The following is a 22,689-nucleotide window of genomic DNA, read 5'->3' as shown; positions in this document are numbered from 1 at the left end:
TCTTGAGGTTCAGCTCCTTCCCGGGCGGCGGCCGCTGCCGCCGTTGTCGTCGAGCGGTGGGCGAAGCGGTGCCGGGCGGGGGATCGGCGGCGGGAGATCGGCTCGGGCGGGCCGCAGGTTGGCCGCCGACGAGGACCGGTGAGTGGGTGGCGGGGCGCTGGGGCCCGGCGGCGGAGTACTGGGTGAAGGGCCGGACGGTTTGCCGTGCGAACCGCCTGGTCCCTTTGGCGCGCTGCCCCCACCCGTTCCGCCGGTCCCGCTGCCAGGCGCCTGGGGGCCCTGAGCTGGCCCGATCGCGGCCCCTGTCGTGCCGGACTGCGCGGTGTTCGGCGGGCGGGAGGCCGTCTTGTACGGGGTGCCCCACTGGTACTGAGGGACCGAGCCCGAGCCGCCGCTGGCTCCGCCGGTCGGCGAGGAGCCGGGAGTAGAGGGCCCGGAGCCCGATCCTGGCGACGAAGGAGCGCCCCCGCCCGGGGCATGTCCGGCGGTGCGACCACCAGGTCCTGCCCCGGGAGGTCCACCTCCCGGTCCGCCAGGGCGACGAGGACCGGTGGGTCCCGTCGGACCGTCGGGCGGCCGTCCTCCGGCCGGGCCTCCGCCCGGGCCTCCTGTCCGGGAGCGGCCCGTGCGGGGGACGCTGCGGGCCGTGGAAGAGGCTGTCCTGGTGGCGCTTCGAGCAGTCCGGAGCTTGCCGGCGAGCTGGGCGCCGAACGCGTACGGACCCATGGGCATCCCGAGGGCGCCAAGAGCGATCTTGCGCACCGTACGCAGGCCCCCGATCCTCAGACCGCCTCCGCCCGTGACCGTTCGCGCCGGCGTGGCGACGATGCGACGGATCCAACTGGGGATCTTGATCAGGAGGTAGAGCGTGCAGCACAGCAGCATCAGGTTGATCAGCGCGGCGGAGTCCGGGACGGGGACGAGCCCATAGTTGCCCGGGTCCAGGAGGGCCTTGACGCAGACGAGGAAGACGATCGCCTGCGCGATCTCGGTGCCGAGGCAGCCAAGGTAGGCACGCCACCACAGCCGGGCGATGCCGTCGCTGAGCGGGTGCGCGTGGCAGGCGAGCATCAATGGGGCCGCGACCGTCAGCACAATCGTGGCGGCGGTGCGCACCAGGGCGGTGATCAGCAGCGCTGAGCCGAGTACGGCGACGGCGAGTGTGAACACCAGCATGTACAGCGGCGCGGCCGGAGAAGAGATCTGGGCGAGGAGCAGCCCGATGAGGGTGCCTGCGAGGTCCTCGGCTGTGACGCCTTCGCCGAAGATGGCCGCCGCGACCGCGTTCGCCACGCTGAGGGTGGTGGAGCAGATCGTCAGTGACAGGTTTGAGGCAGCGATGCCCAGCAGCAGTCGGGGGATGAGGTCCTGCGCTCCCCAGCGCTGCTGGACACTGCCGTGGGTCATGGTGGTGATCCCGGCGGCGAGGACGAACAGTCCGTACACGCTGAGCGAGATCAGCCGCATGGTCTCCCACAGCTCGCGCACCCTTGGTTGCTCGGCCGGGTTTGGCGTGGTGAGCAGGGCTCGGACCAGGGAGTTGATCAGCGGGGTGACGAACGGCCGGATCAGGTCGGCCAGCCAGTGCGTGATCGCCTGGCGGATCTGGCCAGGGATGTCCCAGAACGACACCGATTCCCCGTCCCCGCTGCCGTGCTCGGGCGGAGGCGTGGGCGAGGGCCCTGGCGACGGAGCCGGTGTCGGCATCGGCCGAGGCGGCGCCTTGGCCGGGGGAGAAGGCATGAGACCGGCGTCCTGGCCCGACGTCTCCGGGTCCGCCTTCGGCGGCGAGGGAGAAGGCGCGGACGGCCCGGTGCCGGGAGCGGGACTCGGGTCGGCGTGCGCCTGCGGCGAAATGACCAGGACGACAGCGAGCATCCCGATTGTGGCGACGGACATCCCGATCCATGGCCACCACCGCCAGCCCGGTGTCTGAAGCGATGTCACGTCGCCCCGACCAGGCCCTTGAGGATGTCGAGGATCACCGGGGCCAGGATGGCGATCATGTAGCCGATCCCGGCGGACTGCAGGGCAGTCTTCGCCTTCTGGACCTCACCCGGATCGCCTCCGGCCAGCAGATATCGCAGGCCCCCGATGGTCAGGAAGGTGGTGGCGACCGCCGCGATGATCCCGGTGATCCACGTGGTGATGTTGCCGAGCACCTGGTCGAGCGTTGGTGGCTTGGCCGGCGGTTCGGCGAAGGCTGATCCGGCGACCAGGATCACCAGCAGCGCGACGAGGGCGAGTACGGCGGGCAGAGCGTAGGGCGAGGCGGGTGGACGGCGCGGTTGGGGCGGACGAGCGGACACGGGGACTCCCGCATGGGTACGAACATCGGGCAGAAAGGAGAATCGGCTGGGCCGCGGAGAGAGGGGATGCGGTCGGTCGGGCACCTGGCCGGGGGCTCCATCAGGCCGTCACCTCCCCTCGCGGGTCGGGTGGCGGGTGGCAGCGGTGTCAGCGTCTGCGGCGGAGTCCTCGGGACTGACGGATGCCGGCCCCGCCTGTGGACTGGCGGGGCCGCATCCCCTTCTCACCTGGTCAAAACGCCATCAACTGGCGTTTTCTAACGCTCGGTCATCAGATCGACCGTGGCCGTGCAGTCGAGCCTGCCGCTGCGGATGGCCTCGGCGAGCTTCACCTCCGCCCGGCGCCGCTTCATCCCCAGCGACTCCGGCGTGCACCCCCGCTGCTCGGCCAGCACCCGGACCGGCATGCCCTCCAGACGGGTGCGGGCGATCAACTCAGCCGCGTCCTGCGACAGCACACCCTGGCCGACCGCCAGCTCCAGCACGGCCTCCGGATTCGGAGCAGAGGCCTGCTGCGTCTCCTGCTCGCCAAGCTCAGCCGTCCTGCGGCTGTGGCCCGACTCCTGGTTCCGGAACGTGCGCGCTGCCCGGTCCGCAGCCCAGCACAGGGAAGCCGGGATCGTGCCCGGCGCCGTCATTGCGTGCGCCCGCTCCCGCAGCGAGATGAGAGCCTCCCAGAACCCGGCCAGCATCACCTGCTGCACCTCCACCGCCAGCTCCGGCACCTCCCGGCGCATCCGGCCGGCGATCCGCCACAGCCCCGGCAGGGCCATCGCGCACGTCGCCACCCGCCAGTCCTCACCGGCCTGACCGCCGGCGCGGGTCAGGTGCAGCAGCCGCACCCACACCGCCCCGCGCGCCTGGAACCCGACGGACGGGTGCAGCAGCAGCGCCCGCAGCGCTGCCATGTCCAGCCAGCTGTCCGACAGGCCCTCGCCCAGGTCGCCGACGTACAAGGCCAGCGGCACCGGCCGCTCCACCAGGCGCTGCATCTCCAGCTCGACGAGCTGCAACGGCTCGACCGGCCGGTCCGAGATCGTACGGAAGTTCATGCTGGTGCTCCTTCGGTCCGTTGTCGTCGGCGGTGATCGCCGAGTGGACCGAGTGCGCCAAGGCCCGTGGAGCCGCTCCGGAGCAGATCTCCAGACGGTCCAGAGACGGCAAGGCGCCAGCCCGGAGCTCGGATGGAGGAGAGGCGGAGGCGACAGGCCTCCGCCTCACCTCCATTACTGCGGTGACCTGCGAAAACGCTGTTCGTGACCGCGTCGAAAGCCCCGAGGGGACGCCCCAGGAAATTCCTCAAAGAAATCTCTCCAGGCCTCTTCCCAAGACGCTTGCGGCAGGGAGACGGACTCAATGCCGGGAAGCGCCAGGTCACCGAAAAGCTCGGGCGGGCGTTAGAAAGCCGCCCTCTGCCGCGTTTCTCTGGATGTCAGCGTTCTGCGGCGGCCATCAGGCCGAGACCCATGAACCATCCCGCACCTGAAGCTGCCACCAACTCCCAGCAGCCCAAGATCACCTCCAGCAACGCGAACAAGGCCGTTCCGCTGTCGGTCTGGCTCACCGAACCGCCCGTCGGCTGCTGCCCGACCTGCGAGAACCCCGCCAACGCGGCGTGTGCCCAGCGGATCCCGTCCGGCCTGGCCAGGCAGATCGTCGTGGCCTTCTCAGCCCGCGGCGATCTGGTCTTCATCCCCGATGTCGGCAACGCTGCCGCCCTCGTCGCCGCCATCCAGGCAGGCCGAAGGGTCCGCGCCCTCGCCCCCAGCCACCAGAGCGCGAACCTCGCCTACGACACCCTGCACAGCACCCCAGCCGTGGCGTCCCTCGCCGTTCTTCGACGCGGCACCCCGGGGCATCCCTCGGACAGGGCGGACAGCCATCAGGGGCGCGCCCGCCTCGCGATCGCCGCACCCCACGACTCCGCCACCCCCGTACAGCTCACCGCACTCGCCGAGACCTGCACGCGCGCACTCCGGCCGGACGGCGTCCTCGTCATCTGCACGCGGCAGACCATCGGCCAGGAGACCGCCGGCCACGTCGTCGCCCACGCCCGTGCCGCAGGCCTCGTCTACCTACAGCACATCGCCGCCGTCGAAGCCACCGCCGACGAGGCCAGCCTCGTGCCCTTGGCACCCGTCACGCAGCATCGCCCGGGCTGCGCCTGCCACCACCCCCGGCCCGGATCGGGCCGCCACGCCCTGATCCACAGCGACCTCCTGGTCTTCACCAAGCCGTGAAAACCGGCCAGCCCGCCGCCCGCCCGAAGCCCACGAGGAGTGCCCGTATGACCACCAGCCCCGACACGAAGCCCGCCGTCACCCCGCCCCAGTCCCCGTCCGCCGTGCCCGGCGCGGTGACGCTGGCTCAGCTGCCCACCTCGGTCTGGGTCACCGCACAGAAGGACGCCCGCAACCAGCGCCGTGGCCGCTACAGCCCCGCCTCCGCCGCCCACCCCGCCAAGATGCTCCCGGCCATCGCCGCCCATGCCGTCGCCACCTACACCGCCCCCGGCCAGCTCGTCCTCGACCCGATGTGCGGCATCGGTACCACCCTCGTTGAGGCCGTGCACCTCGGCCGAAACGGCCTCGGCGTCGAACTCGAAGCCCGCTGGGCCGCCGTCGCCCGCGGAAACCTCAACCACGCCCGCGCCCAGGGTGCCGTTGGCCACGCCCGCGTCAAGACCGGCGACGCCCGTCGTACCCATGCCCTCCTCGGCCCCGACCAGTACGGCCGGGTGCAGCTCCTGCTCACCTCGCCGCCCTACGGTGCCTCCCTGCACGGCCAGGTCGTCTCCAGCCGAGAGAGCGGCCAGCCCGGAATCGCCAAGTTCGACGGCACCTACGGCAACAACCCCGCCAACCTCGCCCACGCCGCCACCGACGATCTCCTGGATGCGTTCACCACTATCCTCACCAGCTGCCTGCCGCTGCTTGCCAACGGCGCGTACGTCGCCGTCACCGCCCGCCCTTGGCGCCACCACGGCGAACTCGTCGACCTGCCCGCCGCCGTCATCGCCGCCGGCCAGGCCGCAGGCCTCACCCCCGTCGAGCGCTGCGTCGCCCTCCTCGCCGGCGTCCGCGACGGACAGCTGGTGGCCCGCCCGTCCTTCTTCCAGCTCAAGAACATCCGCGCCGCCCGCGAGGCCGGGGTGCCGATGCACCTGATCGTCCACGAAGACGTCCTCGTCTTCCGCAAGGAGAAGGCACAGATGACGCGCCGTGAGGATTGGCCGGACGCGGCTCACTGGCAGCCTGCGTAACCATCCTGGACGTCATCGACGGGCCGGGTTGCCCGGCCCGTCGCGCCCCGTGTGGCGGACCGAACTGGCTTCCCCGCGTGACCAGGCTGAGGTCTGGCGGCCCGGAGGCCTCTTGGCGGGCCCATGCAGCGACCGCTCCTCGATCAGACCAAGGTGTGCATGTATGACTCAACCCGAGCGACACGACCGGCCCTCTGAGAAGCCGCCGAACCTGAGAGTGCTGCTGCCTGCCGACGGGCCATCGCTCACACCCGAGGCTGCCGCGCTACTTCTCCGTCTGCTCCGCCGGTACGCCGCCGAGCACGCACCGCCCTTCGCGATGCCGGCCGGACCCGCTTCTCGACACGCTGGATCTCCTCCCTCGTCCGAGTTACGGATGGACGCGCACGCCGCAGCAGCAATCCCCTGGCGAGCGGTGGCGTGCCACGGTAGCGACGACCCGCGAAGGAGCACCCGCGTTGATGGAGAACCCGTCTGACTGCATTCCCGTCCCCCGGTGGAAGCTCGGCCTTGCCCGAGCAGTCCCGGTCCGCCGACTGCCGAGGGACGGACTCAGGTTCGCCTTCTGTGGGCGGGTGTCAACCGAAGACCAGCAGGACCCGGAAGCCTCCCGCGCTTGGCAGCTCACCCGGGCCAGGAACCTCATCGAACCCACTGGCGGTCGGATCACCGCCGAGTACTTCGACGTCGGCCACAGCCGCTCCCTGCCCTGGAAGCGCCGACCCCAGTCCGCCAGCCTGCTGGCAGCCCTCGCCGACCCCGACCGAGGCTTCGACGCCGTCGTCATCGGTGAGCCGCAACGGGCCTTCTACGGCAACCAGTTCGGTAACACTTTCCCGCTGTTCACCCACTACGGCGTGCAGTTGTGGGTCCCCGAGGTGGGCGGGCCGATCGATCCGGACAACGAGGCCCATGACCTGATCATGTCGGTCTTCGGCGGCATGTCCAAGGGTGAGCGCAACCGCATTCGCGTCCGCGTCCGTTCCTCCATGGGTGCACAGGCCCGGCATGAGGGCCGCTTCCTCGGCGGACGCCCCCCGTACGGCTACCGCCTCGTCGACCTCGGCCCGCACCCCAACCCCGCCAAGGCTGCCGACGGCCGCATGCTGCGTGGACTCGACCCCGACCCCACCACCGCGCCCGTCGTGCAGCGCATCTACCGGGAATACCTCCTGGGCCTGGGGATCTTCTCGATCGCCGAAGGGCTCACCTCCGACGGAATCCCCTGCCCCTCCGCCCACGACCCGGCCCGCAACTCTCACCGCAGCGGCATCGCCTGGTCCAAGCAGGCGGTCCGGGTCATCCTCACCAACCCGCGCTACACGGGTCACCAGGTCTGGAACAAGCAGCGCAAGGACGAGACCCTCATTGATATCGAGGACGTCACCCTCGGCTACGCCACCACCCTGCGGTGGAACACTCGGGACAAGTGGATCGTCTCCGACAAGATCGTTCACCAGCCGCTGGTCGACGACGAGACCTTCGCCCAGGTCCAGGACGTTTTCGCCGCCCGAGCCGGGACCGGAACAGCCCACGTCCAGCACCGCACCCGCCACCCGTACTTGCTCCGTGGCGCCCTGCACTGCGGAATCTGCGAGCGGCGGATGCAGGGCCAGCACTCCCGCGAGGACGCCTACTACCGCTGCCGCTTCCCCACCGAGTACGGACTGGCCAACCACGTCCAGCACCCCCGCAACGTCTACCTCCGCGAGTCCTGGATCATCGCGCCGCTCGACCGGTGGATCGGCACCGTCTTCGCCCCGCACCGGCTCTCTGCCACCATCGAAGCCATGGCCAACGCCGTGCCCGGTGACTCCTGCCGAGACCTGGCTCTTGCCGGGCGCGCCCGCGAGGAGATCACCGACTGTGCGGCCAAACTCGCCACCCACCGTGCCGCTCTCGAAGCCGGCGCAGACCCCAAGATCGTCGCCGGCTGGATGGCCGAGACCCAGGCCCGTCAAGCCGCCGCCGAAGCCCGAGTCCGCACTGCGATGTTCACCGACGCGCAGCCGACCATCGACGAGATCGCTGCCCTGGTGCGCCAGTGCTCACAGCTCGCCGGCCTCATTGCAGACGCCGAACCGGCAGAGAAGAGCGCCATCTACCGGAGCCTGGGGCTTCATCTGACGTATGACCCGGCGAAAGCCGAAATCCGCGTGGAGGCCCGACCTGGCACCCAGCGTTCGCCTCACCCAGCGCTCGAAACGACAAATCCCCACGGGTCTCTTTCGAGCTCCCGTGGGGATTTGATCTGTGTCCGAGGGGGGACTTGAACCCCCACGCCCGATAAAGGGCACTAGCACCTCAAGCTAGCGCGTCTGCCATTCCGCCACCCGGACCGGGTGTCGTCCTCGCGGCTTCCGATCTCTCGTCCGTCGCGCTGACAGATGTAACTGTAGCAAAGATCGGCTTGGGCTCCCAAAACGGCTCCGGGCGGGGGAGCGGGGCCGGTGGCGGGAGCAAGGGCCGGTGTGTGGCGGTGGCGTGACCAGGGGGTTTCGGGGCCCTGCGGGGGGTGGATCGGGATCGAGGGCTGGGGGAGGATGGGCGGACGTGCTCGTACGGCCCGGGTGCAGGTCCTGGGGGTGGCGCGCTGGTGCGTCGGTGCGGGCCCAAGACGAGGAGTGACCGTGAGCGAGCGGAGCGAGTCGGCGGCGCCGAAGGTGACGGCTGAGTCGGAGGTCGCCGAGATCTGTCGCGATCTGATCCGGATCGACACCAGCAACTACGGGGACGGGTCCGGGCCGGGGGAGCGCAAGGCGGCCGAGTACGTGGCCGAGCAGCTCGCCGAGTTCGGGATCGAGCCGCAGATCTTCGAGTCGGCCAAGGGGCGGGCCTCGACCATGGTCCGGATCGAGGGCGAGGACCGGTCCCGTCCCGGCCTGCTGATCCACGGCCACACCGACGTGGTGCCGGCCAACGCCGCGGACTGGACGTACGACCCCTTCGGCGGCGAGATCGCGGACGGCTGCGTCTGGGGCCGCGGCGCGGTCGACATGAAGGACATGGACGCGATGACCCTCGCGGTCATCCGCGACCGGCTGCGCACCGGCCGCAAGCCCCCGCGCGACATCGTGCTGGCCTTCCTCGCCGACGAGGAGGCGGGCGGCACCTACGGTGCGCGCTTCCTGGTGGACAAGCACCCGGAGCTGTTCGAGGGCGTGACCGAGGGCATCGGCGAGGTCGGCGGCTTCTCCTTCACGGTCAACGACCAGGTGCGGCTGTACCTGGTGGAGACGGCCGAGAAGGGCATGCACTGGATGCGCCTGACGGTCGAGGGCCGGGCCGGGCACGGCTCGATGGAGAACGACGACAACGCGATCACCGAGCTGTGCGAGGCGGTCGCCCGGCTCGGCCGGCACAAGTTCCCGCTGCGGATCACCAAGACCGTCCGGGCCTTCCTGGACGAGCTGTCCGACGCCCTCGGGGTCGAGCTGGACCCGGAGAACATGGACGAGACGCTGCGCGTCCTCGGCGGTATCGCCAAGATGATCGGCACCACGCTGCGCAACACCGCCCAGCCGACCATGCTCGGTGCCGGCTACAAGGTGAACGTGATCCCCGGTCAGGCCACCGCGCATGTGGACGGGCGCTTCCTGCCCGGCTACGAGGAGGAGTTCCTGGCCGAGCTGGACAGCGTGCTCGGTCCGCGTGTGAAGCGGGAGAGCCTGCACACGGACCGGGCGATCGAGACCGGCTTCGACGGCTCGCTGGTCGAGGCGATGCAGGCCGCCCTGCGCGCGGAGGACCCGATCGCCCGCGCGGTGCCGTACTGCCTGTCGGGCGGTACGGACGCCAAGTCCTTCCAGGACCTCGGCATCCGCTGCTTCGGCTTCGCGCCGCTGCAGCTGCCGCCGGAGCTGGACTTCGCCGGGATGTTCCACGGCGTGGACGAGCGGGTGCCGGTGGACGGGCTGAAGTTCGGCGTCCGGGTGCTGGACCGCTTCATCGACGCCTGCTGATCAGGCGACTGGGCCGGTCCGCTCCCGGAGTGCCGGGGGCGGGCCGACAGCATTGTCCGAGCGCATGATTGTGGGATGGGTTGAGGGAGATCAACAGAAACGGTTCTCCTAGGTAATTCCTCACCGCTTGTCTGTGCGAAGCTCACCGTTGCGAGTGAATGGCAAATCCGTTCCGTACCCCGTTTGCCGCAGCGTCGTTCATTCCTGTGCAGCCCGCCGAACGGGTTGCGTTGTCCGTACAGGAGGAATGATGAAGGTCAAGAAGATCGCCGCCGTCGCCGCCGCCACCGGTGGCCTGGTGCTCGCCGCCGCCGGTGTGGCGTCCGCTCACGGCGGTGCCAGTGCCGAGGGTACGGCCGTGGGCTCCCCGGGCGTCGTCGCGGGCAACCAGGTCCAGATTCCGGTCCACGTCCCGGTGAACGTGTGCGGCAACACCGTCAGTGTGATCGGCGTGCTGAACCCGTCGTTCGGCAACCACTGCGCCAACTTCTGAGTCAACCTCCGGGCCGCTGAGGCCCGTTGAGCCGACTCACTCCGGCCCCCGGACGGCGGACGCGCCGTACCGGGGGCCTTCGGGTGCCCAGCGGGTGCCCGACGCGTGCCCGGTCGGGCGGCTTGGCAACGGATTGGGGCTGTGATCGCTCGTTCGGGTGAAGCCTGTTCGTTTGGCCCAACCTTGCCGTTTGCCTCTCGTTAAGCCTATGCAGTCGAAGACCTTGCGTGATTTCCGGATATACGGAAATTCCGACTTTTATAAGGTGCACGTCAAGGTCGCCACGCCGTCTCGATACGTCAGGGGAAAACATGAGGAATGTAGCCAAGAAGGGGATCCTCACCGCCGTGGCCACCGGCAGCGTGCTGGCCTCGACAGCCGGCTACGCCTACGCGGGCGCCGAGGCGCAGGGAGGTGCGGCGGGCTCGCCGGGCGTCGCCTCGGGGAACTCGGTGCAGGTGCCGGTCGAGGTGCCGATCAACGCCTGCGGCAACACCGTCGCCGTGATCGGCGCGCTGAATCCGTCGTTCGGCAACCGCTGCGCCAACGTCAGCACCGTTCGCCACGCGGCACCGCAGCCCGGCCAGACCGGTCAGCCCGGTGGTGGTGACAGCTCCAGCACCGGCGGCAGCCGGGGCCCCTCCGCCTCGGGTGCCTCCGCCAGCGGTGCCGCAGCCAACTCGCCCGGGGTGATCTCCGGCAACAGCGTCCAGGCCCCGGTGCACGTCCCGGTCAACGCCTGCGGCAACTCGGTGAACGTGGCCGGCGTCGGCAACCCGGCCTTCGGCAACTCCTGCGGCAACGTGGCGCAGCCCGCCCCGAAGCCGACCGACGACTGCCCCCCCGAGGGCAGCACCCCCTCCACCCCCTCCACTCCGCCGTCGACCGGCGGCGGGACCAGCTCGGGCGGCGGGCGGGGTGGCGGCTCGTCCGCCAGCAGCACCCCGGCCGTCGCCCCGGTGAGCAGCAACACCGGCACCCAGGCCGTCCCGGCCCCGGCCGCCCCCGTCGCGCAGAGCGCCGCCGCGGGCAGCCAGCTGGCCTCCACCGGTGCCGGCGGCGTCGAGGTGCTCGGCGCCGCGGGGCTCGCGCTGCTGCTCGGCGGCGGCGTGCTCTACCGCCGCGCCCGCGCCGGCGCCCGCTGAGCGCCCCGACCGCTGGGCTACAGCGGTAGACGGAACGAAACACCTGCGGCCGCCCGATGAACGGGCGGCCGCAGGTGCGTGAATGCTCGGCGTGAACCCTCCGCGGACCTGGCAGGGCGGGAGACCTCGCCCGTCACCAGCTCCGGACCTGCCGGATGATCCGCCGCTTCAGCCGGACCGTCCGGCTGCCGTCGGGGAACAGTCTCAGCCGGTCGAGCTCCCAGTGCCCGTACTCGGCGTGCTCGGTGAGCAGTTGGCGCGCCGCGTTGCGCGTGGTGCCGCGCGGCATGCGCAGCGACTGGTACTCGTACTCCGGCTGCCGGACCGGCTTCGGTGGGGTCAAAACGCTCCTCCTGGGGATCATCTGCACGCAAGCCTACGGCCTGCCCCGGACACTCGGCCCGGGTATTTCCGGCCGACCTCCCGTGCGGAAGCGGCGGTTCGACGGCCTGCGGCCCGGGCGCTCGGCTGACAGTGCATCAGTCCTGTTGCTCCTGTGGAGTGGATACCCCGATACCGGCGCGCGAAGCGGCACCCGAACGGCCCCGCCGGGCCGGCCGCGCGCCCTCTGCGCCCGACCCGCGCCGGTCCGGCGGGGGACAGAAGGGACCGGATCGGACATCAGGGGGGAAGTTGCGGTGAAATCGCGGGTGTAGGTGACAACCGCTGTGCGTAGCGACACCGAGGGGAGATAGCGTCTGCACCATGTCTGATGCCGCGCAGCCCACCATTGCCGAGGTACGCGCCGCCGCTGAGGCGGTCAAGGCCGCCATCGACCGTCATCTGGAAGCGGTGTCAAGCCCCAACGCAGCTGATGATCCCGCCGTGCCCGCCGCTTACGAGCAGCTCGCGACGGCGGCCATCGCCTACGACCAACTCCTGTACGAGGTCTACGACGAGGTCACCCCCTTCGAGATCCCCGGGGACGAGGGACCGGGCGGCTACCACGGCCCGGAACAGCCCGAGGCGATCAGCGTGCTGATCCGCCGCGACTACCACGTGGTCGACCCCAAGCGGCTGCGCGCCCAGGCCGAGCGGCTCGACGAGACGCTGACCCCGGGCGGGGCGGGCGGGGTGAACGCCGCGATCGGCGTGCTGTTCGGTGAGTACGAGCCGGACGAGATCGCCGCCCGCAGCGAGGAGTTCGGCCTGGAGGAGGCGGACTCGACGCTCTGGGTCGCGGCGGCCGAACCCACCGAGCCGGGGGAGTGGCTGCCGGAGCCCTTCGAGCACGCCGACCCGCAGCTGCTGATCTGCCGGTTCGACGTGAGCGAGGTCTACGACGACGAGGACCTCGAGGACTGACGCGGTCCCGTACGCGTGAAGACCTGAAGGGCGGGCCCGGGAGCACCGGGCCCGCCCTTCGCACGTCGGTTGATCAGTACGCCGACGCCGCGTTCTCCGCCAGGATCGCCCGCAGCCGGGTGGTGCGCGGCTGCGCCGGGCGCTCGGCGACGGCCTGGGCGAGCGCCGGGCCCGCCGCGTGCACGACCGACAGGTGCCGCTCGCCGCGCCCGAAGGCGGTGTAGACCCACTGCCGGGTGAGCGCCGGTCCGGCGTCCTCCGGGAGCACCACCACGGCCCCGGGCCAGCGGCGGCCGAGCGCCTGGTGGACCGTCAGCGCCCAGCCGTGCCGCAGCCGACCGGCCTGCGCGGGCGGGACGGTCCGGCGCGAGCCGTCCGGGTACTCCAGGTGCAGTCCGGTGGCGTCGCCGTCCAGCACCCGGGCCGGGCGGGTGATCCCGGGCGCGGGGGACTCCACCACCCGGTCACCCGGGTCGAAACCGCCGAAGCGCCCGGGGCCGGGGTTCAGCCGGGCCTTGGCGGCGGCGTTCAGCGAACGCGTACCGGCCGGGCCGCCGTGGCCGGGGGTGAGCAGCACGACCTGCTCGGCGGGGATGCCGAGCGCGCGCGGGATGGAGTCGGTGAGCAGCTGGACGGCGCGGTGGACGGCCTCGCCGCCGTCCTTGGCGGTCAGGATGACCACCTCCTTGTCCGGTGCTTCGACCGGCTGCAGCTCGCCGATGCCGACACCGGAGACCAGCTCGCCGATCGGGCCGAAGTCCGGGGTGCGGGAGGCGATCGCCGGGCAGACCTTGGCGGCCAGCAGGTCGGCGAAGAACCGGCCGGGGCCGGCCGACCAGAGCTGGCCCGGGTCGCCGCTGAGCACCAGCCGGGTGCCGTCGGCCAGCGACTCCAGCAGGGTGGCGGCCAGTTCGACGTCCAGCAGCGGCGCGTCCAGGACCACCAGGAGGTCCAGGGCGAGCGAGCCGTCGGGGGAGCGGCCGGGGCCGGCCGCACCGGACAGCAGCTCGGCGAGGGTGGTCACCGCGGTGTCCGCGCCGGCGAGCGCGGCGAAGGACTCCCGGCCCTGGTCGGTCCAGGTGGCGGCCCAGGCCCGCAGCCCGAGCCCCCGGGCGGCGGCGAGCAGCGCGGCGGGCTCGGCGCGGGCGGCCTCGCCGCCGGTGTGCAGTACCAGCGCGCTGTCGGCGACGGCCTCGATCAGGGCGGTGGCCGAGGAGGACGGCGCGGCTTCGGCGGCCGCGGCCCAGGCGGTGGGGCCGGGGGCGGCCGGGGCGGACTCGGCGGGAGCCTCGGTGTCCGCCGAAGCCGTATCGGCGGCGGCCTCCACCTCGCCCTTCCGCGCTCCGGCCTCCTCGGCTTCGGCGTCCGCGGCCTGAACCTCCGCGGCCTGAACCTCCGCGGCCTGGGCGTCCTCTGCCTGGGCGTCCTGTGCCTCGACGTCCTCGCCCGGCACGAAGGTGGCCATCAGCTGCAGCAGCCCCTCGGCGAGGCTGTCCTCCGCCATCGCCAGCCGCTCCAGCGCGAGCAGCGTCCGGGTCGGCGCCTCGTCGTCCTCGCCGCCCGCCGCGAGTGCCTCGGGTCCGCTCAGCTCCTCCTGGAAGGGCAGCACCCGTCCGTCCGCGACGGCGGCCTGGATCGCGGCGGCAGGGTCCGGCATCCGGAGCCGGTCGAGCCCGACCGTCACCTCGGCCAGCTCCAGCGCCGAGTGCCCGCGCAGCGCCGCCTGCTCCAGCAGCCACAGCACCAACGCCTGGGCGCGGCGCGGGTCGCCCGGCTCGGCCTTCGGGCCGAGCAGCTCGCGGGCGAAGCCGTCCGCGTGTTCGGGCCGGACGCCGGGCAGGCCCAGCACCGCCCACGGGTCCGTGCGCAGCCGCTCGGCGGCGCCGTCGCCGAACTCGGCCACGGCGGCGGCCGCCAGCTCGGCCGGGGCGCCGCCGGAGGTCAGGACCCGGGCGGCTTCCTGGAGCGCGTCGCCGCGCGGCCCGTCGGGCTCCACCGCGGTCGGGACGGCCGGAGCGGCCGGGGCGCCCCCGCCGGTGGCCTCCGGAGCCTCCGAGGCCGCCGAAGCCGGCGCGGGCCTCGAAGCCGGGGAAGCCCCGGAAGCCGGGGAAGCCCCCGACCCGGAAGCCCCCGCCCCCGAAGCCTGCGGCCCGATGCTGCGGATCCGCTCCGCCAGCTCCGCGATCGCCGCCGCCTTGTCGGCCGGCGAGGCCGAGGTCTCCTCCGGAGCGCCGTTCCCCGTGTCACTCATCGTCGTCCGCTCCAAAGGTCACTCCACTGCACGTTCTGCTCGACGACCCGGTCCGGTGGTCACAGCTCGGTCCACCCCTGGTCCGGGTAGCGGTGCACCGGGGACGAGATGTCGTCCAGCGCGCCGCGGATCTCACCCGGAAGCGTAAGCGCCTCCACTGACAGTGCCGCCTGCAGCTGTGCCACCGTCCGTGCCCCGACCAGCGCGCTCGCCACCCCGGGGCGGTCCCGGACCCAGGCCAGCGCGACCGCGAGCGGGCTGCTGGCCAGCCCGTCGGCGGCGGTGGCGACGGCGTCCACGATCCGCCGCGAGCGCTCCCCGAGGTACGGCTGGACGAACCCGGACAGGAACGCCGAGCCGCCGCGCGAGTCCTGCGGGACGCCGTGCCGGTATTTGCCGGTGAGCACCCCGCGCCCGAGCGGCGAGCCGGCCAGGACCCCGACCCCGGCGTCCAGCGCGGCGGGCAGCGCCTCCCGTTCGAGGCCGCGCTGCAGCAGCGAGTACTCCAGCTGCGCCCCGGCCAGCGGCACCCGCCCGTGGTGGGCGCGCTGCCAGGTGGCGGCCTTGCCGAGCTGCCAGCCGCTGAAGTCGCAGACCCCGACGTAGCGGGCGCGGCCGGTGGAGACGGCGATGTCGAGGGCGCTGAGGGTCTCCTCGACCGGGGTCATCGGGTCGAAGGCGTGCACCTGCCACAGGTCGACGTAGTCGGTGCCGAGCCGGCGCAGCGAGGCGTCCAGGGCGGCGAGCAGGTGGCCGCGGGAGCCGTCGAAGCGGCGGGTGGACTCGGGGACGCTGCCGGCCTTGGTGGCGATGACGAGTTCGGGGCGGGGGACCAGGCTGTCGGTGAGACGGGAGATCAGGTACTCGGCCCCGCCGTCCGCGTACACGTCGGCGGTGTCGACGAGGTTGCCGCCCGCGTCGACGAACTCCTTGAGCTGCTCGGCGGCCTCGTGCTCGTCGGTGTCGCGGCCCCAGGTCATGGTGCCGAGGCCGAGGCGGGAGACCTGTAGGCCGGTACGGCCGAGGTGACGCATTTCCATCGGACGGGCCCTCCACTGGCCGATGGCCCCGGGAGCCCCGGAAGCCCTGTAAACGCGCAGGTGGGGAGAGCACTCCCCACGTCGGCTGAGCGTAGCGGCCGGTGTGCGGGCAGGGGGGTAGACCCGCAGAACGATCAACACCGCGGATGTGACCCAGGCCACCGCTACCCGTCAGTAGCATGTCCCGCGAGCGCGCGGTTACGCTCGCCTCGATCTCACCCGACTGGCCACCAAGCCAACCGACTGGAAGGTTCGGCACATGCGACTCGGCATCAACCTCGGCTACTGGGGACTCGGCATGGACGCCGACAACATCGCGGTGGCCCAGGAGGCGGACCGGCTCGGCTACTCGGTCTGCTGGGCCGCGGAGGCGTACGGCTCGGACGCCGCGACGGTGCTGAGTTTCGTCGCCGCGAAGACCGAGCGGATCGACGTCGGCTCGGCCATCTTCCAGATCCCGGCCCGGACCCCGGCCATGAGCGCGATGACCGCCGCGACCCTGGACACCCTCTCCGGCGGCCGCTTCCGCCTCGGCCTCGGCGTCTCCGGCCCGCAGGTCTCGGAGGGCTGGTACGGCGTGAAGTTCGACAAGCCGCTCGCCCGCACCCGCGAGTACGTGGAGATCATCCGCAAGGCGATGTCCCGCGAGCGCCTGGTGCACGAGGGCGCGCACTGGACCCTGCCGCTGCCGGGCGGCCCGGGCAAGCCGATCAAGCTCACCGTGCACCCGGTGCGCGAGCACATCCCGCTGTACATCGCCGCGATCGGCCCGAAGAACCTGGAGCAGACCGGCGAGATCGCCGACGGCTGGCTCGGCATCTTCTTCGCCCCCGAGCACGCCGCGCTCTCCCTGGACCCGCTGAAGGCCGGGCGCGCCAAGGCCGGCAAGTCCCTGGACGGCTTCGACCTCTGCCCGACCGTCACCATCGCGGTCGGCGAGGACATCAAGGCCGGCGTCGACTCCCAGCGCTCCTACGCCGCGCTCTACATCGGTGGCATGGGCAGCAAGGAGAAGAACTTCTACAACCAGCTCGCCCGGCGGATGGGCTACGAGCAGGAGGCCGACGAGATCCAGGAGAAGTACCTGGCCAAGGACTACGCGGGCGCCGCGGCCGCCGTCCCGCACGACCTGATCGACGCCACCTCGCTGGTCGGCGACACCGCCCGGATCGCGGACCGGATGCAGGCCTACGCCGACGCGGGCGTCACCACGCTCACCCTGGCGCCGTCCGGCTTCACCCTGGACGAGCGGGTCCGGGCGCTGCGCACCGGCGTCGAGGCGCTGGAGCGGGCCGGCCTGGCGTAACGGTCGACGGGGTCGGGCGGCACGGCAACCAGCCGTGCCGCGTCGCCTTCTCGGGGTGTGCGACCGGGCCCCACGGACGGCGTCCGGAGGCCGTAGGCTAAGCCCCATGCCCACCCTGTTGCTCGTCCGCCACGGCCGCTCGACCGCGAACACCGCCGGAATCCTGGCCGGTTGGACGCCCGGCGTGGACCTGGACGACACCGGGCGCGCGCAGGCCGCCGCGCTCGCCGGGCGGCTGGCCGGGATCCCGCTGGCGCAGGCCGTCAGCAGCCCGCTGGAGCGCTGTCGGCAGACCCTGGAGCCGCTGCTGGCCGCCCGGCCCGAGCTGGCCCCGCCGGCCGAGGACGACCGGCTGGGGGAGTGCCACTACGGCGAGTGGACCGGCCGTCCGCTGGCCGAGCTGGCCAAGGAGCCGCTCTGGCGCACCGTGCAGGACCACGCCGCCGCCGCGGCCTTCCCCGGTGGCGAGTCGCTGCGCGAGCTGAGCCACCGCACGGTCGGCGCGGTCCGCGAGTGGAACGCGAAGATCGCCGCCGAGCACGGCGAGGACGCGGTCTGGATCGCCTGCTCGCACGGGGACGTGATCAAGGCGGTGGTGGCCGACGCGCTCGGCCTGCACCTGGACCACTTTCAGCGGATCAGCGTCGAGCCCTGCTCGGTCACCGCGATCCGGTACACCCCGCAGCGCCCCTTCGTACTGAGGACGGGCGACACCGGCGACCTGTCCTCGCTGGCCCCGAAGCCCCACGCCGCACCGGCCACCCCGGCCGGCGACGCGGTGGTCGGCGGCACGGCCTGAGCGGCGGCCCGCCCGGACGCCCGAACGGCGTCCCACCAGCGACGGCGCCGCCCGAACCCGCGGGTGCCACCCCGCCCCGGCCTCCCGCTCGGCTCCCCGGCCGGGGCCCGGAGGTCGTAGGGTGACTGATGAGTGACCGACCCGTCTGACCACCTGCCCAGTCCGACAACCCCGCGATCCCCCATGGCGGATCCGCACCGACCGACACGATCCGGAGCGAGAGCGTGCCCCGTCAGGTCTTCTTCTACGACCAGCCCGAACGGTTCGTGGCCGGCACCGTCGGCCAGCCCGGCGCCCGGGCGTTCTACCTGCAGGCCAGCGCCCGGGGCCGGATCACCAGCGTGCTGCTGGAGAAGACCCAGGTCGCCGCGCTCGCCGAGCGGATCGAGGAGGTCCTCGACGAGGCGCTGCGGCGCAGTGGCGGCGACGCCTCGATTCCGGCCACCGCGCCCAAGGACCTGCTCGACACCGCTCCGCTGGACCTGCCGCTGGAGCAGGAGTTCCGGGTCGGCACCATGGCCCTGGCCTGGGACAGCGTGGACGCCTGTCTGGTGGTCGAGGCGCAGGCGCTGGTCGAGGAGGACGAGGAGGAGGGCGAGGAGGCGGTCTTCCGGGACGACGAGAACGGCCCGGACATGCTGCGGGTGCGGCTGTCCGGCGCGATGGCCCGGGTCTTCGCCAAGCGCGCCCTGGACCTGGTCGCGGCCGGCCGCAGGCCCTGCCCGTTCTGCAACCTGCCGCTGGACCCGGAGGGCCACCTGTGCCCGCGCGCGAACGGCTATCGGCGCTGAACACCGAGACCCCGCCGCAGGCCGACCCGGCGGCCGCCGCCGCCCTCGCCGCCGACGTGCCCACCGCCCTGGCGCTGCTGCGCCAGGGCGAACTGGCCGTGCACGGCCGCCTCACCGAGGCCTCCAACGCCGCGCTGTACTGCACGGTCGAGCACGGCTCGCTGAGCGCGCAGGCCGTCTACAAGCCGGTGGCCGGCGAGCGCCCGCTCTGGGACTTCCCGGACGGCACGCTGGCCGGCCGCGAGGTCGCCGCGTACGAGCTGTCCGCCGCGACCGGCTGGGCGCTGATCCCGCCCACCGTGCTGCGCGAGGGGCCGCACGGGCCCGGCATGGTGCAGCTGTGGGTCGAGCCGGATCCGCAGGCCGAACCGCTGCTGGCGCTGCAGGACCCGGACGGCCCGCAGGAGGGCTGGCTGCCGATCGTCCGGGCCGAGGTCGAGGACGGCCGGCTGGCGCTGCTGGTGCACCACGACGACCGGCGGCTGCGCCGGATGGCCGTGCTGGACGCGGTGCTCAACAACGCCGACCGCAAGGGCGGCCACCTGATCCCCGCCGCGGACGGCCGGGTGTACGGCATCGACCACGGCGTCACCTTCAGCACCGAGGGCAAGCTGCGCACCCTGCTCTGGGGCTGGGCGGGCGACCCGCTGCCCGCCGAGGCGCTGGAGGTGCTGGCCCGGCTGGCCGAGCAGTTGGACGGCGAGCTGGCCGAGCGCCTCGCCCCGCACCTGACCGCCGCCGAGCTGGACGCCACCCGAACCCGGGTGGCCGGGCTGCGCAGCTCCGGCACGCACCCGCTGCCCTCCCGGGACTGGCCCGCGATACCCTGGCCGCCCGTGTAGTGTCGACTGCCGGGCCGTCCGTAGCGCCGTCGTAGCGGATCTACCCGCCGGTGGTCTGGGCCGTGCGCTGCGCGCCTGCGCCCCCGGCGGCCGGCCGAACTGGCCGCAGCCTTCGCCTCCTTGAGCGCCCGGCAGGGTGGGGTGCCCACTCGGTGGCCTCCACCGCCCAGGAACTCGGCGTCGCCCCAGGGCACTTGCAGGCCCTGGTCAAGCAGGCCACCGGCCGGAACCGGGGTGGGCTGATCCGCCGACAGCGGACCCTGGAGGCCAAACGGTTTTTGGCCCGCACCGACTTGACTGTTCGTCAGGCGGCCCAGGGGGGCGGGCTTCGCGGATCCAGCGTACTTCTGCCGCTTCTTCCGCCGGGAGACCGGGATGACGCCGGGGGAGTTCCGGGCCCGGGTCGACGGAAATCGCCATGATCCCCGGATCATGTCCATCGCGGTCGCGCCGGACGATCCGTAACGTCACGGGTCCCGGCCGGCGGCAGGGCCGACGGGGCGGTCACCCGCGCCCGATCCGAAGCGTGCATTATCAGTCAGCGCATGCACAGGCAACGACAGGAAGCGAATCCAGTCGATCTTTGTTACTGGTTAGGCTTTCAAATGTTCTCAAGGTTAAAGTCGATCCCATGCATGCCTGGCCCGCCTCCGAGGTTCCCGCCCTGCCTGGTCAGGGGCTCCCCCTTCGTATCCACGACACCGCAGCGGGCGCGGTCCGGGAGGTCGTGCCGCAGGACGGCACCGCCCGGATCTACGTCTGCGGCATCACTCCCTACGACGCGACCCACATGGGCCACGCCGCCACCTACAACGCGTTCGACCTGGTGCAGCGCGTCTGGAAGGACGCCGGCCACGACGTCCTGTACATCCAGAACGTGACCGACGTCGACGACCCGCTGCTCCAGCGCGCGGTCGAGACCGGCCAGGACTGGGTGGCCCTGGCCGAGCGCGAGACGGCCCTGTTCCGCGAGGACATGACCGCCCTGCGGCTGCTCCCCCCGGCGCACTACGTCGGCGCCGTCGAGTCGATCCCGTGGATCGTCCCGATCGTCCAGAAGCTGCTGGCCTCCGGTGCCGCCTACAAGGTCGACGAGGACATCTACTACTCGGTCGACTCCGACCCCCACTTCGGCGAGGTCTCCGGCCTCACCCGGGAGGCCATGCGCCCGGTCTTCGCCGAGCGCGGCGGCGACCCGGACCGCCCCGGCAAGCGCGACCCGCTCGACGCCCTGCTCTGGCTGGCCGCCCGCCCGGGCGAGCCCGCCTGGGACACCGAGCTCGGCCACGGCCGCCCCGGCTGGCACATCGAGTGCGTGGCGATCGCGCTGAAGTACCTGGGCATGACCTTCGACATCCAGGGCGGCGGCAGCGACCTGTCCTTCCCGCACCACGAGATGGGCGCCTCGCACGCCCAGGTCGCCACCGGCTCCCACCCGTACGCCAAGGCGTACGTGCACGCCGGCATGGTCGCCCTGGACGGCAAGAAGATGTCCAAGTCCCGCGGCAACCTGGTCTTCGTCTCCACCCTGCGCCGCGAGGGTGTCGACCCGGCGGCGATCCGCCTGGCGCTGCTCTCGCACCACTACCGCGCGGACTGGGAGTGGACCAAGGACACCCTGGACGAGGCCGTGGAGCGCCTCGCCCGCTGGCGCGCCGCGGTCTCCCGCCCGGACGGCCCGTCGGCCGAGCAGCTGCTCGCCGAGGTCCGTACCGCGCTCGCGAACGACCTGGACGCGCCCGCCGCGCTGGCCGCGGTGGACCGCTGGGCCGCGCAGCAGGAGAGCGAGGGCGGCACCGACACCGGCGCGCCCGGCCTGGTGACCCGCACCGTGGACGCCCTGCTGGGCGTCGCGCTCTGACGACGACGAAGGGGCGTCAGGACCAGGTGTCCTGACGCCCCTTCGGCGTTCCCGCCCGCCCGGGAGGGCTGCTCCTCCTCGGCTGCGAGCAGGGCTACTCCTCCTCGGCCCCGTCCGGGCTCTCCCGGGTCGGGCCCGGCGCCTCCGGTTCGGTCGGCCGCTCGGCCGTCGCGTGCCCGGCCACCGGCTTCTCGCCGGTCGGCCCGACGTTCTCCCGGCGGCGCAGGTAGCGCTCGAACTCGCGGGCGATGGCGTCCCCGGAGGCCTCCGGAAGCTCGGCGGTGTCCTGCGCCTCCTCCAGCTGCTGGACGTACTCCGCGACCTCGCTGTCCTCCGAGGCCAGCTGGTCCACGCCCAGCTGCCAGGCCCGGGCGTCCTCGCCGAGCTCGCCCGGCGGGATGCGAAGGTCCAGCAGGTCCTCCAGCTTGTTGATCAGCGCCAGGGTGGCCTTGGGGTTGGGCGGCTGCGCGACGTAGTGCGGCACCGCCGCCCAGAGCGTCACGGCCGGCACCCCGGCGTGCGTGCAGGCCTCCTGGAGCACCCCGACGATCCCGGTCGGGCCCTCGTACCGGCTCTCCTCCAGGTCCAGTCGGCGGGCCAGCTCCGGGTCGGAGGTGACTGCGCTGACCGGGACCGGGCGGCTGTGCGGGGTGTCACCGAGCAGCGCGCCCAGGATCACCACCAGCTCGACGCCCAGCTCGTGCGCGAAGCCGAGCAACTCGTTGCAGAACGAGCGCCAACGCATGCTCGGCTCGATGCCGCGGACCAGCACCACGTCCCGGGTGGTCGGTTCGGTCACCCGGATCACCGACAGCCGGGTGGTCGGCCAGGTGATCCGGCGGATGCCGGCGTCCAGCCAGATCGTGGGCCGGTTGACCTGGAAGTCGTAGTAGTCCTCCGCGTCCAGGGCGGCGAACACCTTGCCGTCCCAGGTCTCGTCCAGATGTGCCAGAGCCGCGGAGGCGGCGTCGCCCGCGTCGTTCCACCCCTCGAAGGCGCAGACCATCACCGGGTCGATCAATTCGGGAACATCTTCCAGCTCGATCACCCAGCGTCTCCCTCCGGTCGGCGGTCGGACCGGCACCGCCCGGCTGGCCTGCCGGGGCGCCGACGGGCCGGCTGCCGCCTGTCGAACCTCTCGTCTCCCATGGAACGCCTCGCTCCATGGTCCCTACCTGCCCAGCCTACGGGCTTTGATGCGCATGGCGGCCGGGCACCGGGACAGTCTGGGGGAGCGGGCGGCCGCGATCCAGCCGATATCCGGACGGCGCGGGCTGACGGGTCGTCAGCTCGTGGAATCCGGACGGACGGTGCCCGACCTGC

The 22,689-nt window shown here is 72.4% G+C and carries 20 protein-coding genes and 1 tRNA gene; 13 read left to right on the top strand and 8 right to left on the bottom strand.

All coding sequences use genetic code 11. The features are described 5' to 3' along the window. Window positions 1-9: 9 nt before the first annotated feature. The 3 genes from ACZ3UD_RS16945 to ACZ3UD_RS16935 all read right to left on the bottom strand — a co-directional run bounded on the left by ACZ3UD_RS16945 (window position 10) and on the right by ACZ3UD_RS16935 (window position 3,361). Entirely contained in the window at window positions 10-1,632 is a 1,623-nt protein-coding gene (locus ACZ3UD_RS16945; protein ID WP_465587393.1) for a hypothetical protein, read from the bottom strand. Window positions 1,633-1,943: 311 nt separating this feature from the next. Next, complete coding sequence (locus ACZ3UD_RS16940) at window positions 1,944-2,309, bottom strand: pilin (RefSeq protein ID WP_465587390.1); 366 nt, start codon at window positions 2,307-2,309, stop codon at window positions 1,944-1,946. A gap of 257 nt (window positions 2,310-2,566) precedes the next feature. Next, entirely contained in the window at window positions 2,567-3,361 is a 795-nt protein-coding gene (locus tag ACZ3UD_RS16935; RefSeq protein WP_465587387.1) for a sigma-70 RNA polymerase sigma factor region 4 domain-containing protein, read from the bottom strand. Between the two features lie 414 nt (window positions 3,362-3,775). Here ACZ3UD_RS16935 and ACZ3UD_RS16930 point away from each other — a divergent pair, with 414 nt between their 5' ends. From ACZ3UD_RS16930 to ACZ3UD_RS16920, 3 genes are all read left to right on the top strand, one after another. Next, window positions 3,776-4,549, top strand: coding sequence for a hypothetical protein (locus ACZ3UD_RS16930; RefSeq protein ID WP_465587384.1), 774 nt, complete (start codon window positions 3,776-3,778; stop codon window positions 4,547-4,549). 47 nt (window positions 4,550-4,596) lie between these two features. Beyond that, window positions 4,597-5,571, top strand: coding sequence for a TRM11 family SAM-dependent methyltransferase (locus ACZ3UD_RS16925; protein ID WP_465587381.1), 975 nt, complete (start codon window positions 4,597-4,599; stop codon window positions 5,569-5,571). Window positions 5,572-6,146: 575 nt separating this feature from the next. After that, a complete protein-coding gene (locus tag ACZ3UD_RS16920) occupies window positions 6,147-7,844 on the top strand; it encodes a recombinase family protein (protein WP_465587378.1) in 1,698 nt (565 codons plus the stop codon). Here the strand turns inward: ACZ3UD_RS16920 and ACZ3UD_RS16915 are convergent. Further along, window positions 7,826-7,910, bottom strand: a tRNA-Leu gene (locus ACZ3UD_RS16915). The two genes, ACZ3UD_RS16920 and ACZ3UD_RS16915, sit on opposite strands and share 19 nt — an antisense overlap. Window positions 7,911-8,201: 291 nt before the next feature. On the opposite strand from ACZ3UD_RS16915, the gene ACZ3UD_RS16910 reads away from it, so the two are divergent. From ACZ3UD_RS16910 to ACZ3UD_RS16900, 3 genes are all read left to right on the top strand, one after another. Continuing rightward, the gene (locus tag ACZ3UD_RS16910) at window positions 8,202-9,533 is read left to right on the top strand and encodes a M20/M25/M40 family metallo-hydrolase (RefSeq protein ID WP_465587375.1); all 1,332 of its coding nucleotides are present in this window, start codon (window positions 8,202-8,204) and stop codon (window positions 9,531-9,533) included. Between the two features lie 250 nt (window positions 9,534-9,783). Beyond that, window positions 9,784-10,026: a chaplin gene (locus ACZ3UD_RS16905; protein WP_465587372.1), complete on the top strand. Its 243-nt coding sequence runs from the start codon at window positions 9,784-9,786 to the stop codon at window positions 10,024-10,026. A gap of 311 nt (window positions 10,027-10,337) precedes the next feature. Then, entirely contained in the window at window positions 10,338-11,171 is an 834-nt protein-coding gene (locus tag ACZ3UD_RS16900) for a chaplin (RefSeq protein WP_465587369.1), read from the top strand. Window positions 11,172-11,304: 133 nt separating this feature from the next. On the opposite strand, the gene ACZ3UD_RS16895 is transcribed toward ACZ3UD_RS16900, so the two are convergent. Continuing rightward, window positions 11,305-11,514, bottom strand: a complete 210-nt coding sequence (locus ACZ3UD_RS16895) for a DUF5703 family protein (RefSeq protein ID WP_033350848.1) — start codon at window positions 11,512-11,514, stop codon at window positions 11,305-11,307. A 362-nt stretch (window positions 11,515-11,876) separates the two neighbouring features. Here ACZ3UD_RS16895 and ACZ3UD_RS16890 point away from each other — a divergent pair, with 362 nt between their 5' ends. After that, window positions 11,877-12,476 (top strand): hypothetical protein, encoded by a 600-nt coding sequence (locus ACZ3UD_RS16890; protein WP_465587366.1) that lies wholly within the window; start codon window positions 11,877-11,879, stop codon window positions 12,474-12,476. 73 nt (window positions 12,477-12,549) lie between these two features. Here ACZ3UD_RS16890 and ACZ3UD_RS16885 read toward each other — a convergent pair whose 3' ends face one another. After that, a complete protein-coding gene (locus ACZ3UD_RS16885) occupies window positions 12,550-14,727 on the bottom strand; it encodes a helix-hairpin-helix domain-containing protein (RefSeq protein ID WP_465587363.1) in 2,178 nt (725 codons plus the stop codon). 59 nt (window positions 14,728-14,786) lie between these two features. Beyond that, window positions 14,787-15,767: an aldo/keto reductase gene (locus ACZ3UD_RS16880; protein ID WP_465587360.1), complete on the bottom strand. Its 981-nt coding sequence runs from the start codon at window positions 15,765-15,767 to the stop codon at window positions 14,787-14,789. A 259-nt stretch (window positions 15,768-16,026) separates the two neighbouring features. Here ACZ3UD_RS16880 and ACZ3UD_RS16875 point away from each other — a divergent pair, with 259 nt between their 5' ends. The 6 genes from ACZ3UD_RS16875 to mshC all read left to right on the top strand — a co-directional run bounded on the left by ACZ3UD_RS16875 (window position 16,027) and on the right by mshC (window position 21,366). After that, window positions 16,027-17,073, top strand: a complete 1,047-nt coding sequence (locus tag ACZ3UD_RS16875) for an LLM class F420-dependent oxidoreductase (RefSeq protein WP_465587357.1) — start codon at window positions 16,027-16,029, stop codon at window positions 17,071-17,073. A 106-nt stretch (window positions 17,074-17,179) separates the two neighbouring features. After that, window positions 17,180-17,872: an MSMEG_4193 family putative phosphomutase gene (locus ACZ3UD_RS16870; RefSeq protein WP_465587354.1), complete on the top strand. Its 693-nt coding sequence runs from the start codon at window positions 17,180-17,182 to the stop codon at window positions 17,870-17,872. Between the two features lie 224 nt (window positions 17,873-18,096). Next, the gene (locus tag ACZ3UD_RS16865) at window positions 18,097-18,663 is read left to right on the top strand and encodes a DUF3090 domain-containing protein (RefSeq protein ID WP_465587351.1); all 567 of its coding nucleotides are present in this window, start codon (window positions 18,097-18,099) and stop codon (window positions 18,661-18,663) included. A 74-nt stretch (window positions 18,664-18,737) separates the two neighbouring features. After that, window positions 18,738-19,505 (top strand): SCO1664 family protein, encoded by a 768-nt coding sequence (locus ACZ3UD_RS16860; protein ID WP_465587531.1) that lies wholly within the window; start codon window positions 18,738-18,740, stop codon window positions 19,503-19,505. 297 nt (window positions 19,506-19,802) lie between these two features. Beyond that, complete coding sequence (locus tag ACZ3UD_RS16855) at window positions 19,803-19,970, top strand: AraC family transcriptional regulator (protein WP_465587528.1); 168 nt, start codon at window positions 19,803-19,805, stop codon at window positions 19,968-19,970. A 166-nt stretch (window positions 19,971-20,136) separates the two neighbouring features. Next, window positions 20,137-21,366, top strand: a complete 1,230-nt coding sequence (mshC, locus tag ACZ3UD_RS16850) for a cysteine--1-D-myo-inosityl 2-amino-2-deoxy-alpha-D-glucopyranoside ligase (RefSeq protein WP_465587348.1) — start codon at window positions 20,137-20,139, stop codon at window positions 21,364-21,366. 94 nt (window positions 21,367-21,460) lie between these two features. On the opposite strand, the gene ACZ3UD_RS16845 is transcribed toward mshC, so the two are convergent. Next, a complete protein-coding gene (locus tag ACZ3UD_RS16845; protein WP_465587343.1) occupies window positions 21,461-22,414 on the bottom strand; it encodes a PAC2 family protein in 954 nt (317 codons plus the stop codon). Window positions 22,415-22,689: the final 275 nt, after the last annotated feature.

The sequence above is a fragment of the Kitasatospora sp. NPDC023118 genome (genome assembly GCF_055560875.1).
The sequence above is the reverse complement of the archived record's forward strand: the minus strand, read 5'-3'. Positions and strand labels throughout refer to the sequence as shown.